The sequence below is a fragment of the Citreimonas salinaria genome (assembly GCF_900107235.1).
GTDB lineage: Bacteria > Pseudomonadota > Alphaproteobacteria > Rhodobacterales > Rhodobacteraceae > Citreimonas > Citreimonas salinaria.
This window is the reverse complement of sequence record NZ_FNPF01000013.1, coordinates 46,465-61,616: the sequence shown is the minus strand read 5'-3', so window position 1 is coordinate 61,616 and position 15,152 is coordinate 46,465. Positions and strand designations below refer to the sequence as shown.

Here is a 15,152-nt window from a genome sequence, read left to right as displayed (position 1 = left end):
GACCCTTCAAGGGTTTAGACCGGGGCCGCACATGTCAATGATTAACCTGCCTTAGGGGAAGCTATGCAGCGAAAGCGCCGGCATCGGGTGCATCAGCGCCGCCGCGTCGCCCCGGCCGCGCGCCCGGGCGGGGAACCGTGGGCGGCGCGGCACGGTTTTTCCAATGACAAGCCGCGGCCATTCCGCGGGGCGACAAGACGGAGCCTTCCCATGACGGATATCCTGCTAACGGGGCAACGCGCCGTGGTGACGGGCGCAAGCTCGGGCATCGGTGCCGCGACGGCGCGCGCGCTGGCCTCGGCCGGGGCGGCGGTGGTGCTGACCTACCGCTCCAAGGAAGAAGACGCCGAGGCCGTGGCCGACGAGGCCCGGCGCGAGGGCGCGACCATGCACGTGGTGCAGGCGGACATCTCGAAGCCCGAGGATTGCACGCGCCTGTTCGACGAGACCGACAGGCTGTTGGGCGGCGTGGACATCCTCGTCGCCAATGCCGGCGTGCAGAAGGACGCGGCCTTCGCCGAGCTGTCGCTGAAGGACTGGCAGACCGTGCTCGACGTGAACCTGACCGGCCAGTTCCTCTGCGCGCAGGAGGCCGTGCGCCGGTTCCTCGCGCAGGGCACGGTCGAGACCTCGGCCGCGGCGGGCAAGATCATCTTCACCAGCTCGGTCCATCAGGGCATCCCCTGGGCCGGCCACGTGAACTACGCCGCCGCCAAGGGCGGGGTGAAGCTGCTGATGCAGAGCATGGCGCAAGAGTTGTCCTGCGAGAAGATCCGGGTCAACGCCGTGGCCCCCGGTGCGATCAAGACTGACATCAACAAGGAGGCCTGGGCGGATGAGGAGGCCGAGAAGGAGCTTTTGAAGCTCATCCCCTACGGCCGCGTCGGCGTACCCGAGGACGTGGGCCGCGCGGTGGCGTGGCTGGCCTCGGATGCCTCCGACTACGTCGTGGGCACGACGCTGTTCATCGACGGCGGCATGATGCTGTACCCGGCGTTCCGCGACGACGGGTGAAGGGCGCCCGCTTCAGACCGCCCGCTCGCGCGGGACGAGACGCAGGTGGCTGCCGGTGACGCCGCCCGGCAGCGCGGCGATCCGGTCGGCGACGGCCAGCAGCCTGCCCATGTCGATCCCGGTGTCCAGCCCGCCCTCGTTGAAGGCGAACACCAGGTCCTCGGTCGCGGTGTTGCCGGTGGCGCCCGGCGCGAAGGGGCACCCGCCAAGGCCCGCCGCGGCGGTGTCGAAGTCGCTCACCCCAGCCTCCCACGCGGCCAGCGCGTTGGCGACGCCCTGCCCGAACGTGTCGTGGCCGTGGAACGCCCAGGTGTTGCGCACGGTCTCGGGCAGAGCCATCACCGCGCGGAACCGGTCGCGCACCATGAACGGGTTGGCACGGCCGGTCGTGTCGCACAGCGCGATCTCGGCCTCGGGGGCGATCCCCGCCACCCGCGAGACCGCCGCCAGCACCTGGTCCAGCGGCACGGTCCCCTCGAACGGGCAGTCGAACGCCGTGGCCACGTCCACGCGCAGGCGCACGCTTTCGGGCAGGGCGCTCGCCACGGTCTCCAGCCCGTCCAGCGACTGCGCCACGCTCTGGCGGACGTTGGCCTGGTTGTGCGCCTCGGACACCGAGAAGACGTAGCAGACCTCCCCGATCCCGGCCTCCACCGCGTTCTCGGCGCCGCGCACGTTGGGCACCAGCGCGCACAGCCGCGCGGGCAGATCCTTAACCGCCGCCGCGATCTCGGCCATGTCGGCCATCTGCGGCACCGCCTTGGGTGACACGAAGGACCCGATCTCGACCCGAGGACAACCCGCGGCGACGAGGTCGCGGATGATGGCGATCTTCTCGTCCGTGGGAAGCGGCTGCGCGATCGACTGGAAGCCGTCGCGCGGCGCCACCTCGCAGATGCGGGGCATGCGGGCCTCAGACATTCTGCAGGTCCTCGCGGTCGTTCTGGTCGCGGCCGGTGATCGCGTCCAGGATGTTCAGCGCGAAGCGCACCGCCAGCAGGCCGAAGCCGATCGGGATCATCGCGTAGGGATAGACGATCGGCGTGCCGAAGCTGGACGACACCCGCTCGCCGTATTCCCAGGCCTGGTAGGCCATCAACGCGCCGCGCCACGCCATGATCCCCGAAAACCCCAGCCCGAAGAGGCCGATCACCACGCGGTTGATCCGCTGCCCGGTGCGCCCGACCTTGTCGGCGAAGAACGAGATGCGGATGTGGCTGTCGGTGCGCTGCACGTCCGAGGCGGTCATCACCGCCACGTAGATGATCAGGAACGTGTTGATCTCCAGCGACCAAGAGGTGGGCGCCGTGAACAGGTAGCGCATGATCGCGTCGTAGCAGATCGTGACCACCATGAAGACGAGGACAAGCTCGCCACCGGCCCGGGTGATCCGTTCGAGCCATTCGAAGGCCTTCCACATGGCTTCACCTTTCCTTCCTGCCAAACGGAGCGCGGCGCGCGGGGACCTTCCCGCGCGCCGCCCGCGTCACGAGCCTTCCTGCCCCAGCGCCAGCGCGATGGCGCGTTCGCCCACGTCGCGGCCCACTTCCTCTTTCCACGCCTCGTGGACCGACTGCGAGGCCTCCTCGAGCCGCGCGAGATCCTCGTCCGAAGGCTCGACGATTTCCAGGCCGGCCTCCTCGATCAGCGGCCAGTATTCTTCCTCGTAGATGACGTCGTTGGAATAGGCGGCGCCGTTCTCCTCGAACCATGCCGCAGCCTCGAGGAACGCTTCCTTGGCGTCTTCCGGCATGCTCTCCCACCCTTGGGTGGTGACGAACAGGCCGATGCCGTAGGCCGTCATCGGCAGCTTGTAGACCACGTCCAGCTGCTCCTGCAGCGACCGCCCGATGATGGTCGAGATGTTGGCCACCGCCGCGTCGACCGTGCCCCGCTGCAGCGCGAGGTACAGTTCGGACGACGGGATGCGCACGGCGCCGGCCCCGAAATCCTCCATCAGCTGGGTCGCCTCGAAGCTGACCACGCGCACCTTCTTGCCGCTGACCTCGTCGATCGAGTGGATCGGCCCCGCGCTGGTCGACCAGATGTATTCCGGCTCGAGGATGTTGCCCATCATCGAGACCATGTAGAGGTCGTCCTCGGCCAGTTGCTCGTTCACCAGCTCGAACAGGGGGCTGCCCTTCGCGATGCGGCCTGGATTGGCGTACAGCTCCTCGACGATGCCCGGCAGGCCGGTGATCCCCAGGATCGGCAGCGACCGGGTGACGTAGCTGGTGGTGTGGAACATGAAGTCGATCGTGCCAGCACGCAGCGCGGGCAGCTGCTCGTCCGCCTTCAGCAGCTTGCCGCTGTCGTAGTAGTCGACCGTCACCGCGTCAGAGGCATCCAGCCGCTCGACGAACCCGGCCGAGCCGTAGGACAGCGCCTTGTAGCTGGGCGGCAGGTAGCTGACGCCGGTCAGCGTGGTGGCCGCCGCCGCCGGCCGCGCGAAGCCGCCCAGGCCAAGCGCGCCGCCGCCCATGATCGCGGCAGAGCTTGCCAGGAAGTTGCGTCGTGATTGGGTCATGTCTTTCTCCTCCTCTTGATGAATCGGGCAAGTGTCAAAGCAGCCCCGGCAGCCACAGGCTGAGCTCCGGGAACAGGACGAAGATCATCAGCAGCACGAACTGCACGCCCACGAACGGCACGACCGAGCGGATGATCTCCTCGACCTTCAATTGCGGGCACACGCCCTTCAGCGCGTAGAGGTTCAGCCCCACGGGAGGCGTGACCACCGCGATTTCCAGGTTCATCACCAGCACGATCCCGAACCACAGCGGATCGTAGCCCAGCGCGGTCACCAGCGGCAGCAGGATCGGCGTCGTCACCACGATCAGCGACACCGCGTCGACCAGCATCCCCAGCAGCACCAGCGCGATCATGATCAGCGTCAGGATCGCCCAGCCCGGCAAGTCCGTCGCCGTCAGCGCGGCCGAGACGTTTTCCGGCACGCGGACGAGGTTGAGGTAGTCGCCGAAGATCTTGGCGCAGCCGATGATCAGCATGATCGCGCCGGACACCTTGATCGAGCTGATGAATATCTCCCGCGTGCGCGTCCAGTCGAGGCAGCGGAACACGAAGCCCGCGATGAAAAGCGCGCCCGCCGCGCCGAAGGCCGCCGCCTCGGACGGGGTGGCGATGCCGCTGTAGATCGCGCCCAGCACGATGAAGACCAGCAGCAGCGCGTGCCAGATGCCCCCCAGCGCGCGGACCTTTTCGCCCGTCGTGGGCTTCGGCTCGGTGGCGGGCGGCGCCTCGTGCGGGTTCAGCCACACGCGGACGTAGATGTAGAGCGACAGCGCCAGCGCCAGCGCGATGCCGGGGACGATGCCGCCGATGAACAGCGCGCCCACCGACACGCCCGACACGGCGCCGTAGATGATGAACGGCACCGAGGGCGGGATCAGCATCGCCAGCGCGCCCGACGACGCCACCGACCCGGCCGCAAGGTGGCGCGAATAGCCCCGTTCCAGCATCTGCGGCACGGCGATCGAGCCCACCGCCGCCACGCCCGCGACCGACACGCCCGACACCGCGCCGAACACCGCCGAGGCGCCCACGGTCGAGATCGCCAGCCCGCCGCGCAGCCATTGCAGCCACAGCGACGCCGCGTGGAACAGGTTGCGCCCCACCGGCGTCGCGCCCAGCACGTTGCCCATCAGGATGAACAGCGGCAGCGCGATCAGCTCGAAGCTGTTGAGCTGCCCGAAGAACGATGTCGGCGCGAAGAAGAACGCCAGCGATCCCCGCGCCATGTAGAGGCCCAGCAGGCCGGACGCGCCCAGCGCCAGGAAGATCGGCGCCCCCGCGCCGATCAGTCCCAGCAGCACGACCACGACGAGTATGGGCTCGATCATCGCGTGCGGCCCTTCGCTGGAATACTCATGTCGTCTTCTCCCCCCTGCCCCGGCCTTTCCGGCCGGGCTGTCCCCGTGTCCGGCGCCTTGGCCGGATTGCCTGAATTCAGATCACGCCGCGCTCGCGCAGGCCGGCGATCCGGTCCGTGTCGTAACCCAGCCGCCGCGACAGCACGTCGTCGGTGTCGGCGCCCAGTTCCGGCCCAAGCGCTCGCACGGCCCCGGGACTGTCCGACAGGCGCGGAAACACGTTCTGCATCGCCAGCGTGCCGCGCTTGGGGTCAGGCACCCGCACCACGCTTTGCCGCGCCTCGAAATGCGCGTCCTCCAGCATGTCCGCCGCCGTGTAGGCCAGCCCCACGGGCACGCCCGCCTCGGCCAGCCGGTCGACGATCTCCTGAGCGGGCACCGTGCGCGTCCATTCGCCCACCAGCACGTCCAGCACCTGCTGGTTGCGGCCGCGCGCCTGGTGGTCGGCAAAGCGGTCGTCCCGCGCCAGCTCGGGCCGCCCCATCACCTCGCACAGGCGGGCGAAGACACCGTCCCCGTTGGCGCCGATGATCACCTCGCGCCCGTCGGCGGCGGCATAGGCGTTGGACGGCGCGATCCCCGGCAGGGCCGAGCCGAAGCGCTCGCGGATATGTCCGCCCGCGTCGTATTCCGCGACCATCGACTCCGTGTAGCCCAGCACCGCCTCGAAGATGGCGCTGTCCACCACCTGGCCCCGCCCGGTCGCGTGCCGGTGCTGCAGCGCCAGAAGGATGCCCATCGCGGCGTTGAAGCCCGCCATCGTGTCGCCCAGGCTCAGCCCAACGCGCACCGGCGGCCGGTCGGGATAGCCCGAGATGTAGCGCAGGCCCCCCGCCGCCTCGCAGACCGAGGCGAAGCCCGCCCGCTTCGAATACGGGCCGTCTTGGCCATAGCCCGACACCCGCGCCATGATCAGGCGCGGGTTGATCGCCGAGAGCGCGTCATAGCCCAGTCCCCAGCGCTCCATCGTGCCTGGGCGGAAATTCTCGATCAGCACGTCGGCGTCGCGCACCAGGTCGCGCAGCACCTGCTGGCCGTCGGGATCGCGCAGGTTCAGCGTCACCGACCGCTTGCCGCGCGCGATGACCGAGAACCAGACCGGGTCGCCGTCCCTGTCGGTCCGGCCCCACTGGCGCATCGGATCGCCCGCCCCCGGCGGCTCGATCTTGATCACCTCGGCGCCGAAATCGGCCATGACCTGGCCGCAATAGGGCCCCGCGATCAGCTGCCCCAGCTCGATGACCTTGATGCCGTCCAGCGGTCCCATCTGCGATCGCCCCCCGTAACCCAGCGTCAGGCAACACTATTGCGCGGAGCGGACGTTGCAACCCATCCATGAGGCGTAGGCGTGAAGAACATCGTCCAATGATTGCCTCGCCGTGAAGGGGGCGGGACGGTCCCGCCCCCGCCCCAGTCAGGCAGCGGGCGCTGCCTCTCCTTCGGATACCTTCTCGGCCAGACAGGCGAAAAACTTGGCCGACAGCTTCTTGGCCGTGCCCTGCACGAGGCGCGAACCCAGCTGCGCGAGCTTGCCGCCGATATCGGCCTTCGCCTCGTAGGTCAGCCGCGTACCGCCCTCGACCTCTTCCAGCACCACGTCCGCCCCGCCCTTGGCGAAGCCCGCAGCCCCGCCGTTGCCCTCGCCCGTCAGCGAGAAGGCGCGCGGCGGATCGTACGGGTTCAGCGTCACCTTGCCGGCGAAGCGCGCCTTCACGGGTCCCACCTTCAGCACGACCTTTGCCTCCAGTTCCGTGTCGGAATGGCGGATCAGCTCCTCGCAGCCGGGGATGCAGGCCTTCAGCATCTCGGTGTCGTTGAGCGCGGCGTAGACCGTTTCACGCGACGCGGGGATAAAGATTTCTTCCTTGAGTTCCATGCTTCCTCCTCTTTCAGCAACAGGGAAACTTGACATCGGACAAGATGCGCGTGGCCTCGTCCGAGGGGGTCAGCCGCTCCAGCGCGCGGCGCAGGCGGGCGATCATGCGGTGGCCCCGGCGCGGTCGGCGTCGCGGCGCGCGGCTATCACCTGCGCCAGGATCGACAGGGCGATCTCCTCGGGCGTGATCGCCTTGATATCGAGACCGGCGGGCGCGTGGACCCGGTCCAGCCAGTCGCGCCGCACGCCTTCCTCGGCCAGCTTTGCGGCCAGCGTGGCGAACTTGCGGCGCGACCCGACGAAGGCGACGTAAGCGGCCTGCGACCGCGCGGCGGCGCGCAGCGCGTCCATGTCGCCCTTGCCCTGCGTCGCGATCACCAGGAACCCGGCCTCGGGCGCATCGAAGGCGTCGCGGTGCAGGTCGACCTCGGGCATGACCTCGGGCGTGGTGTCGGGCGTGCACAGCGTCCGGTGGAAATCGAACCGGCCGGACAATTCCGCCAGCGCCTGCGCCACCGGGCTTGCGCCGCAGATCGCCAGCCGCGCGCGCGGCAGGACCGGCTCGACGAAGATGTCCATCGAGCCCTTGCTCGGGCAGCCGTTGCGCGCGAAGCGCACGCCCTGCCGTTCCTCGCCCGCCGCGACGCCACTGGCGGCCAGCAATTCTTCGGGTTGAAGCGAGATCAGGCGCGGCTGGCCGCTTTCGATCGCCTCGCGCACCGCGCGGGCCACGGCCGAACGCGCGCAGCCGCCACCGATCCATCCGGCGAGGATCGCACCGGATGCGTCCAGCAGCGCCCGCGCGCCGGGCTTGGCGGCGGTGGCGTCCAGCGTGCGGATCACGGTGGCCACGGCGAATGGCCTCTCGGCGCGCATCAGCCGGTCGATGGCCGATTGCACCTTGCGGTCGACGGGAAAGGGCATCGCGGACATCACGGTCATATCCTTGCAAGCTCAGGTTCGAGGGCGGCGAGGTCGGCCAGCGTGCCGGCCGGCGCGAAAAGGTCGAGATGCGGCAGGGCAGCGGCCATGCCGCGCGCCACCGGCGCGTAGCCGTCCCAGCCCTTCAGCGGGTTCAGCCAGACGATCCGGCAGCCGCGCTTGCGCAGCCGGGCCAGCGCCGCGCCGATCAACTCCGGGTCGGCGCTGTCGTAGCCGTCGGACAGGATCAGCACGACGGTGCGCCCGTCGACCGAGCGGCGCGCGTGGGTGCGGGCGAAAAGATCAAGCGCCTCGCCGATCTTCGAGCCGCCGCCGAACCCGTCCGACAGCAGCGTCAGGCGGTTGAGCGCGCGCAGCGGGTCGGGGTCGCGCAGCGCATCGGTGATGCGCACCAGCCGCGTGTGGAACAGGTAGGCGTCGGTGTCGCCGTCCGCGCGCATGAGGCCGGACAGGAACGCGAGGAAGGGCCGCGCATAGAGCGTCATCGACCCCGACACGTCCGCCAGCGCGGTGATCTTCACCGGCCGGTCCGGGCGCGTGCGCCGCGCCAGCGCCAAGGGCTCGCCGCCGGAGGCAAGGCTGCGGCGGATCGTGCGGCGAAAGTCGATGCCCGCGCCCTTGCGCGCGGCCCTGCGCCGGCGCGAGCGGCGGTCGCGCAGCGCCTGCCCAAGCTGGCGCGCGACGATTTCCGCCTGCGCCACGTCGGCGGGGGACACCACGTCGCGCAGGTCCTTCTTCATCAGGTTGCGCAACCCGGACGCAATCAGCTTGCCCGTGCCCTCGGCCGCGGTGTCGCCGGCGCCGTCTTCGCCCTCGGGGCTGTCGGCGCGTCCGGTGGCGGAACTGCGCGCCGTCGCGTCCTCGCGAGTGCTGCGCGTGGTCTTGTCGGCGCGCGCCGATGGCGTCACGCGTTCGCGCACACGGCCCGCGTTCAGCCAGAAGGCGTCGAACAGCGCGTCGAAGCGGCCGACATCCTCGGCCCGGCCGGCGCAGACCGCCCGCAGCGCCCGGCGCGTCATGTCGGGGTCGGCGACGCGGACGTGTTCGAGCGCGCGCAGCGCCGTCTCGGCCTCGCCGATCCCCAAGGCAAACCCGTGCCCGCGAAGATGCGCCAGGAACCCGGTCAGACGCGCCGCGATGCCGGGATCGCGCGCGGCAAAGCGGGTCACGCGGCTCATGCCGCCTTCCCCGCCAGCCGCGCGGCGACCTCGGGCGGCAGCGCCGCGCGGTCGCCTTGCGTCTTCAGCAGCGTCGCCAACGCCACGTGCAGCACCGCCGGATCGTCGGCCAGGTCCGCGACGCCCAGCCCCGCGATGGCGGCGGCGAAATCCAGCATCTCGGCCACGCCCGGGACCTTCTCGAGGTCTTCCTTCCGCACCGCCTGCACGAAGCCGACGATCTGTTCGCCCAGCCGCGCCTCGACCTGCGGCGCCCGGGCGCGCAGGATCGCCAGCTCGGTCTCGCGGTCGGGATAATCCACGTGCGCGTAAAGGCACCGCCGCCGCAGCGCATCCGACAGGTCGCGCGTGCCGTTCGACGTCAGGATCACGTGCGGACGGGTCACCGCCTCGATCGTCCCCAGCTCGGGAACGGTGATGGCGAAATCCGACAGCACTTCCAGCAGGTAGGCCTCGAATTCCTCGTCGGCGCGGTCGATCTCGTCGATCAGCAGCACCGGCGCCACCTTCTGCCGGATCGCCGCCAGCAGCGGCCGCTCCAGCAGGAACTCCTCCGAGAAGATGCGCGCCTCGGCCGCGCGCGCGCCCTCGCCGTCCTCGGCCGCGGCGCGGATCGACAGAAGCTGCTTCTGGTAGTTCCATTCATAGATCGCCTGCGCGGCGTCCAGCCCTTCGTAGCATTGCAGCCGGATCAGCCGCGTGTCGCGTGCTTGGGCCAGCGCACGGGCGATTTCCGTCTTGCCGACGCCCGCCGCGCCTTCCAGCAGCAGCGGGCGGCCCAGTGCAATGGCCAGATGCAGCGCCATCGCGAGGTCGGGAGAGGCGACGTAGCCCTCGCGGGCCAACTCGTCCTGAAGTGTCTTCCACTCGTCCATGTCGCCCCTCCCTGTGCCGCGCCCCGCTTGCGCCGGACGCCGACTCCTTACCCGTGCAGACCCAGATCGTGCGCGATCTTCCAGACGCGCCAGTGATCGTGCGGCATGTGCGACTGCCGCAGACCGAAGGCGCGGAAGGCGTCGTGCACCGCGTTCGAGAAGGCCGGCACCCCGCCCACGTTGGGGCTTTCGCCCACGCCCTTGGCGCCGATCGGGTGATGCGGGCTGGGCGTTTCGGTGTGGTCGGTGGTGTAGTGCGGCGTCTCGACGGCCGTGGGCAGGAAGAAGTCCATCAGCGTGCCGGTCTTGCAGTTGCCCAGATCGTCGTAGGCGATCTCCTGTCCCATCGCGATGGCCAGCGCCTCGGTCAGGCCGCCATGCACCTGCCCCTCGATCACCATCGGGTTGATCCGCGTGCCGCAATCGTCAAGCGCGTAGAACTGGCGGATCTTGTGTTCGCCGGTGTCCACGTCGATCTCCATCACGCAGATATAGGCGCCGAACGGGTAGGTCATGTTCGGCGGGTCGTAGTAGCTGACCGCCTCGAGCCCCGGCTCCAGGCCCGGGATGGCCTGGTTGTAGGCGGCGTAGGCGATCTCGGTCATGGTCTTGAACCGGTCGGGCGCGCCCTTGACGACGAACCGGTCGATGTCCCATTCCAGATCGCCGTCGTGGACCTCGAGCAGGTAGGCCGCGATCATCTGCGCCTTGGCGCGGATCTTGCGCCCCGCCATGGCCGCCGCCGCCCCCGCCACCGGGGTCGAGCGTGAGCCGTAGGTGCCAAGGCCATAAGGAGCGGTGTCGGTGTCGCCTTCCTCGATCGTGATGTTGTCCGACGAGATGCCGATTTCCGAGGCAAGGATCTGCCCGAAGGTCGTGGCGTGGCCCTGTCCCTGGCTGATCGTGCCCAGCCGCGCGGTGGCCGAGCCCGTCGGGTGGATGCGGATCTCGCAGCTGTCGAACATGCCCATGCCAAGGATGTCGCAGTTCTTCACCGGCCCGGCGCCGACGATCTCGGTGAAGTGCGTGAGGCCAATGCCCAGCAGCGTGCGCGTCTCGCCGCGCTTGAAGGCTTCGACCCGCTCGGCCTGTTCCTTGCGCAGGCCCTCGTAATCGACGGCGGCCAGCGCCTTGTCCCAGGCGGTGTGGTAGTCGCCGCTGTCGTATTCCCAGCCCAGCGCCGAGTGGTAGGGAAACTGGTCCGCGCGGATGAAGTTGATGCGCCGCAGCTCGGCCGCGTCCATGTTCAGCTCGATCGCCAGGACCTCGATCATCCGCTCGATGAAATAGGCGGCCTCGGTCACGCGGAACGAACAGCGATAGGCCACGCCGCCCGGCGCCTTGTTGGTATAGACCCCGTCGACGCCCACATAGGCAACCGGGATGTCATACGACCCCGTGCAGATGTGGAAGAAACCAGCCGGGAACTTGGTCGGGTCGGCGCAGGCGTCGAATGCGCCGTGGTCGGCGGTCACGTGGCAGTGCAGCCCGGTAATCTTGCCCTCTTTCGTGGCGCTGATCCGGCCCTTCATCCAGTAGTCGCGGGCGAAGGCGGTGGCCATCAGGTTGTCCATCCGGTCCTCGATCCACTTGACCGGCTTACCGGTGACGATCGACGCGACGATGGCGCAGACATAGCCCGGGTAGACCCCGACCTTGTTGCCGAAGCCGCCGCCGATGTCCGGGCTGATCACCCGGATGTCGTGTTCCGCGATGCCGGACAGAAGCGAGGCGACCGTGCGCACCACGTGCGGCGCCTGGAACGTGCCCCACAGGGTCAGCTTTCCGTTGACCTTGTCCATCGACGCGACGCAGCCGCAGGTCTCCAGCGGACAGGGATGGGTGCGGTGGTAGTACACCATCTCCTCGGCCACGACCTCGGATGACTCGATGGCCTGCTCGGTGGCGGTCTTGTCGCCTTCCTCCCACAGGAAGATGTGATTGTGATGCTTGCGGGGGCCGTGCGCGCCGGGCTCCGAGGTGTCGAGATCCTCGCGCAGGACCACGTCGGTGGTCAGCGCCTCGAACGGGTCGACGATCACCGGCAGGTCCTCGTAATCGACCTCGACCAGCTCGATCGCGTCGGCGGCGATGTAGCGGTCCTCGGCCACGACGAAGGCGACCTCCTGGCCCTGGAACAGCACCTTGCCGTCGGCCAGAACCATCTGCTTGTCGCCGGCCAGCGTGGGCATCCAGTGCAGGTTCAGCGGCTTGAGATCCTCGGCCGTCAGCACCGCGATCACGCCCGGCAGTTCAAGTGCGGCGGTCGCGTCGATCGACTTGATGCGCGCATGGGCGTAGGGCGAGCGGACGAAGTCGCCGAACAGCATGCCCGGCAGTTTCACGTCGTCGACGTAGTTGCCCTTGCCTTGCGTGAACCGCGCGTCCTCCACCCGCTTGCGCGCGCAGCCGAGGCCCTTCAGCTTGCCGACGCGCTCTTCGCGATCATCGAAATCCTTCATTGCGCTGCCTCCTTGGCCGAGTTCATTTCCGCCGCGGCGGCGAGGATGGCCTTCACGATGTTCTGGTAGCCGGTGCAGCGGCACAGGTTGCCCGCCATGCCGAAGCGCACCTCTTCCTCGGTCGGGTTCGGGTTCTCCTGCAGCAGCCGGTGCGCGCGGGTGATCATCCCCGGCGTGCAGAAGCCGCATTGCAGCCCGTGATGCTCCTTGAACATCTCCTGCAGCACGTGCAGCCCGTCCGGGTTGCCCAGCCCCTCGATGGTCGTGACCTCGGCGCCGTCGGCCTGTGCCGCGAAGACGGTGCAGGACTTCACCGACTTGCCGTTCATCTCGACCGTGCAGGCGCCGCAATGGGACGTCTCGCAGCCGATATGCGGACCGGTGAGGCCCAGCTCCTCGCGCAGCACGTGGATCAGCAGCTGGCGCGGCTCGGACAGAAGCTCCTTCTTCTGGCCGTTGACCGTCATCTTGATGTGCATCTTGCTCATGGGTTCCCTCCCTCAGGCGCGCTGGAACGCGCGGGCGATGGCGCGTTGCAGGATCACGCCAGCCAGGTGGCGCTTGAATTCGATCGGTCCGCGGTTGTCCTCCTGCGGGTCGATGTCGGCCAGCATGGCGTCGACCGCGGCCTGCAGCGCGGCATCGTCGCAGGTCGTGCCGGTGAGCGCGTCCGCGGCGGCCTCGGACCACACCGGCGTGTCGCTGACGTTGGTCATCGCGATCGAGGCGCGCGTCACCGTCCCGCCCTCGGCCTCGATCAGCACGGCGGCGGCGGCGGTGGCATAGTCGCCGATCTTGCGCTTCTGCTTTTCGTAGGCGTAGCCGCCCGTCGTCGCCGCGAACCGCACCTGCACCAGGATCTCGTCATCCGCGCGGTCGGTCATGTAGGCCGCCTCGTAGAAGTCGCGCGCCGCGACCTCGCGCCGGCCCTCGGGCCCCTCCAGCACGTAGGTCGCGCCTAGGCACTGCATCAGGCCGGGCATGTCGTTGCCCGGATCGCCGTTGGCGACGTTGCCGCCGATCGTGCCCATGTAGCGCACCTGCGGGTCGGCGATCTGCAGCGCGGTCTCGCGCAGGATGGGGGCTGCGCGGAACAGCTCCTCGCTGTCGATCAGGTCGTGCTGGGTGACCATCGCGCCAAGGCTGACGGTGCCGTCCTCGACCGAGATCGCCTTCAGCTCGGCCACGGCCTGCAGGTCCACCAGGTGCTCCAGCTCTGCCATGCGCAGCTTCATCATCGGGATCAGGCTGTGCCCCCCGGCCAGCACGCGCGCGTCGTCCCCGAGCTCGGCAAGCAGTTTGACCGCCGACGCGACATCCGCGGGCCGGTGGTATTCGAACGCTGACGGTATCATGTGTCCTCCCCTCGTGCCGTTGGTCCGGCACCGGGAGTGTTCAGCGGCGTCCGGCATGCCGCGATATGCCGTGCACTACCGGCGCGGGCCGCTGCACGAACGGCGAACGGGTCTTCACGAACGGCGTATGCAGGTGCAGCAACGGCGCATCACGGCCTCGCGGGCGGTGCGACTCGGGTCCTCCGGGCCCGCGCGGTCAAAGCCCCAGGTGGTCGCGCACCGCGTTCAGGCGCGCCCTGCTGACCGGCGCCTTGCCGATCGCGCCGACGCCCTCGAAGAACACCACGCCGGTGTCCTTCTTGCGCTCGAACCCGCTGACGTGGCGGCGGTTGACGATGTAGCTGCGATGCGTGCGGATCATGTCGCCCTCGGGCAGGCGCCGCGCGCTTTCCGAGATCGACCACGGGCACAGCACCTTGCTGTCGCCGAAATACAGCACCGTGTAATGCCCCTCGGCGCGGATCGCGGCGACCTCGTCGATGCCGACGAAGCGGATGCGGCCCTCGCGCTCGTAGGGGATGCGCTGCGCGGTGTCCGAAGGCGGGTCCGCCGGTCCGGCCTCGACCGCCGGCCCCGGCACCGCGGCGGGCGGCGCCGTTTCTACCGCGGGCGCAGGCGCGGGCGCGGGCGCGGGTGCCGGGACCGCCGACAACGCCACCTCGTTGAAGGTCACGCCGGTCATGATGAACGCGCCCGAGATCAGGAACGCCGCCAACGTCACCCCGAAGGCCAGCGTGGCGTTGTCCAGCGCCGGGCCCGCGCCCCGCGCGCCTGCGTCGGGCACGAAGGACGTGCCCGCCATCGCCACGAAATGCACCGCGAAGACCGCGATCCCGAAGCCCAGCGTGCCGGCCAGGATGTTGCGCATATCGCGCCCCGCATAGGCCAGCCAGAACGCGGCCACGCCCAGCGCGATCGAGATCGCCACCGCGATCGCCACCCCCGCCGGCGAATAGACCGGCGTGGCCATCCGCATGCCCCACATGCCGATGTAGTGCATGACCGGAATGCCCACGCCCACCAGCACGCCCGCCACCACGATGCGCCCCGTGCTGCGCGTGCCGAAATGCATCAGCAGCAGCGCCAGCCCGACGATCAGGATCGCGGTCAGCGCCGAGATCATCGTTGTCAGCGCGTCGTAGTAGAACGGCACCGGCAGGCGCAGTCCCAGCATGGCGACGAAATGCATCGACCAGATGCCTCCGCCCAGCACGATCGCCGACATCGCCACGATCGCCTTGCGGTGCGGCACGGGCAAGCCCGCCGCCCCCCGCGTCAGCGTCAGGCCGGTGAAGCCCGCCATCAGCGCAACGGCCAGCGAGGCGATCACCAGGATCGGATCGTGCGCGTGTTCATGCATCCCTCGGCCCCCTTCCCCAAGGACCTTCCGCTTCATACACCAAACCGGCCGCTTTTCCATCCGCCGCGTGGTCCCCCGAGGGGCGCGGGGCCTCTCCCCTCTTTCACGAGGTGGTGACGAAGGCGCGTCGCAGCGCGGGCGCGCCCGCCGCCCGCATCGCCGCGCCGCGCCGCGCCGCGCCGCAAGAAGAATTGTCTTTCGTC

Annotated in this window: 14 protein-coding genes; 1 reads left to right on the top strand and 13 read right to left on the bottom strand. The window is 69.4% G+C overall.

What is annotated here, in order from left to right; all coding sequences use genetic code 11:
• Positions 1–210: 210 nt before the first annotated feature.
• Complete coding sequence (fabG, locus tag BLW27_RS14840) at positions 211–1,014, top strand: 3-oxoacyl-ACP reductase FabG (RefSeq protein WP_089884321.1); 804 nt, start codon at positions 211–213, stop codon at positions 1,012–1,014.
• A gap of 12 nt (positions 1,015–1,026) precedes the next feature.
• Here the strand turns inward: fabG and BLW27_RS14835 are convergent, their stop codons facing one another.
• The 13 genes from BLW27_RS14835 to BLW27_RS14775 form a co-directional block, all read right to left on the bottom strand.
• Entirely contained in the window at positions 1,027–1,935 is a 909-nt protein-coding gene (locus BLW27_RS14835) for a hydroxymethylglutaryl-CoA lyase (protein WP_089884319.1), read from the bottom strand.
• A complete protein-coding gene (locus BLW27_RS14830; protein WP_089884317.1) occupies positions 1,928–2,434 on the bottom strand; it encodes a TRAP transporter small permease in 507 nt (168 codons plus the stop codon). Before BLW27_RS14830 ends, BLW27_RS14835 begins: the two co-directional genes overlap by 8 nt.
• A 66-nt stretch (positions 2,435–2,500) precedes the next feature.
• Positions 2,501–3,541 carry a TRAP transporter substrate-binding protein gene (locus BLW27_RS14825; RefSeq protein WP_089884315.1) on the bottom strand — a complete coding sequence of 347 codons (1,041 nt, stop codon included), beginning with the start codon at positions 3,539–3,541 and terminating at the stop codon, positions 2,501–2,503.
• Positions 3,542–3,575: 34 nt separating this feature from the next.
• A complete protein-coding gene (locus BLW27_RS14820) occupies positions 3,576–4,871 on the bottom strand; it encodes a TRAP transporter large permease (RefSeq protein WP_089884313.1) in 1,296 nt (431 codons plus the stop codon).
• Between the two features lie 106 nt (positions 4,872–4,977).
• Positions 4,978–6,168: a CaiB/BaiF CoA transferase family protein gene (locus BLW27_RS14815; protein WP_089884311.1), complete on the bottom strand. Its 1,191-nt coding sequence runs from the start codon at positions 6,166–6,168 to the stop codon at positions 4,978–4,980.
• A gap of 147 nt (positions 6,169–6,315) precedes the next feature.
• Positions 6,316–6,777 carry an SRPBCC family protein gene (locus BLW27_RS14810; protein WP_089884309.1) on the bottom strand — a complete coding sequence of 154 codons (462 nt, stop codon included), beginning with the start codon at positions 6,775–6,777 and terminating at the stop codon, positions 6,316–6,318.
• Positions 6,778–6,879: 102 nt separating this feature from the next.
• On the bottom strand, positions 6,880–7,710 hold the full coding sequence (locus tag BLW27_RS14805) for an XdhC family protein (protein ID WP_245710893.1): 831 nt from the start codon (positions 7,708–7,710) through the stop codon (positions 6,880–6,882).
• Between the two features lie 5 nt (positions 7,711–7,715).
• A complete protein-coding gene (locus BLW27_RS14800; RefSeq protein WP_089884307.1) occupies positions 7,716–8,897 on the bottom strand; it encodes a vWA domain-containing protein in 1,182 nt (393 codons plus the stop codon).
• Positions 8,894–9,772, bottom strand: a complete 879-nt coding sequence (locus BLW27_RS14795; RefSeq protein WP_089884305.1) for an AAA family ATPase — start codon at positions 9,770–9,772, stop codon at positions 8,894–8,896. Before BLW27_RS14795 ends, BLW27_RS14800 begins: the two co-directional genes overlap by 4 nt.
• Positions 9,773–9,819: 47 nt before the next feature.
• Complete coding sequence (locus tag BLW27_RS14790; RefSeq protein WP_089884303.1) at positions 9,820–12,234, bottom strand: aerobic carbon-monoxide dehydrogenase large subunit; 2,415 nt, start codon at positions 12,232–12,234, stop codon at positions 9,820–9,822.
• Positions 12,231–12,722 (bottom strand): (2Fe-2S)-binding protein, encoded by a 492-nt coding sequence (locus BLW27_RS14785; protein WP_089884301.1) that lies wholly within the window; start codon positions 12,720–12,722, stop codon positions 12,231–12,233. The genes BLW27_RS14790 and BLW27_RS14785 overlap by 4 nt, the downstream gene beginning before the upstream one ends.
• A 12-nt stretch (positions 12,723–12,734) precedes the next feature.
• Entirely contained in the window at positions 12,735–13,589 is an 855-nt protein-coding gene (locus BLW27_RS14780) for an FAD binding domain-containing protein (protein WP_089884300.1), read from the bottom strand.
• A gap of 196 nt (positions 13,590–13,785) precedes the next feature.
• A complete protein-coding gene (locus BLW27_RS14775) occupies positions 13,786–14,949 on the bottom strand; it encodes an MHYT domain-containing protein (RefSeq protein ID WP_089884298.1) in 1,164 nt (387 codons plus the stop codon).
• Between the last annotated feature and the right edge of the window lie 203 nt (positions 14,950–15,152).

Excerpts from the sequence above, each read along its gene's own strand:
- fabG (WP_089884321.1), top strand. The coding sequence starts at position 211 with ATGACGGATATCCTGCTAACGGGGCAACGCGCCGTGGTGACGGGCGCA.
- BLW27_RS14835 (WP_089884319.1), bottom strand. The coding sequence starts at position 1,935 with ATGTCTGAGGCCCGCATGCCCCGCATCTGCGAGGTGGCGCCGCGCGAC.
- BLW27_RS14830 (WP_089884317.1), bottom strand. The coding sequence starts at position 2,434 with ATGTGGAAGGCCTTCGAATGGCTCGAACGGATCACCCGGGCCGGTGGC.
- BLW27_RS14825 (WP_089884315.1), bottom strand. The coding sequence starts at position 3,541 with ATGACCCAATCACGACGCAACTTCCTGGCAAGCTCTGCCGCGATCATG.
- BLW27_RS14820 (WP_089884313.1), bottom strand. The coding sequence starts at position 4,871 with ATGATCGAGCCCATACTCGTCGTGGTCGTGCTGCTGGGACTGATCGGC.
- BLW27_RS14815 (WP_089884311.1), bottom strand. The coding sequence starts at position 6,168 with ATGGGACCGCTGGACGGCATCAAGGTCATCGAGCTGGGGCAGCTGATC.
- BLW27_RS14810 (WP_089884309.1), bottom strand. The coding sequence starts at position 6,777 with ATGGAACTCAAGGAAGAAATCTTTATCCCCGCGTCGCGTGAAACGGTC.
- BLW27_RS14805 (WP_245710893.1), bottom strand. The coding sequence starts at position 7,710 with ATGTCCGCGATGCCCTTTCCCGTCGACCGCAAGGTGCAATCGGCCATC.
- BLW27_RS14800 (WP_089884307.1), bottom strand. The coding sequence starts at position 8,897 with ATGAGCCGCGTGACCCGCTTTGCCGCGCGCGATCCCGGCATCGCGGCG.
- BLW27_RS14795 (WP_089884305.1), bottom strand. The coding sequence starts at position 9,772 with ATGGACGAGTGGAAGACACTTCAGGACGAGTTGGCCCGCGAGGGCTAC.
- BLW27_RS14790 (WP_089884303.1), bottom strand. The coding sequence starts at position 12,234 with ATGAAGGATTTCGATGATCGCGAAGAGCGCGTCGGCAAGCTGAAGGGC.
- BLW27_RS14785 (WP_089884301.1), bottom strand. The coding sequence starts at position 12,722 with ATGAGCAAGATGCACATCAAGATGACGGTCAACGGCCAGAAGAAGGAG.
- BLW27_RS14780 (WP_089884300.1), bottom strand. The coding sequence starts at position 13,589 with ATGATACCGTCAGCGTTCGAATACCACCGGCCCGCGGATGTCGCGTCG.
- BLW27_RS14775 (WP_089884298.1), bottom strand. The coding sequence starts at position 14,949 with ATGCATGAACACGCGCACGATCCGATCCTGGTGATCGCCTCGCTGGCC.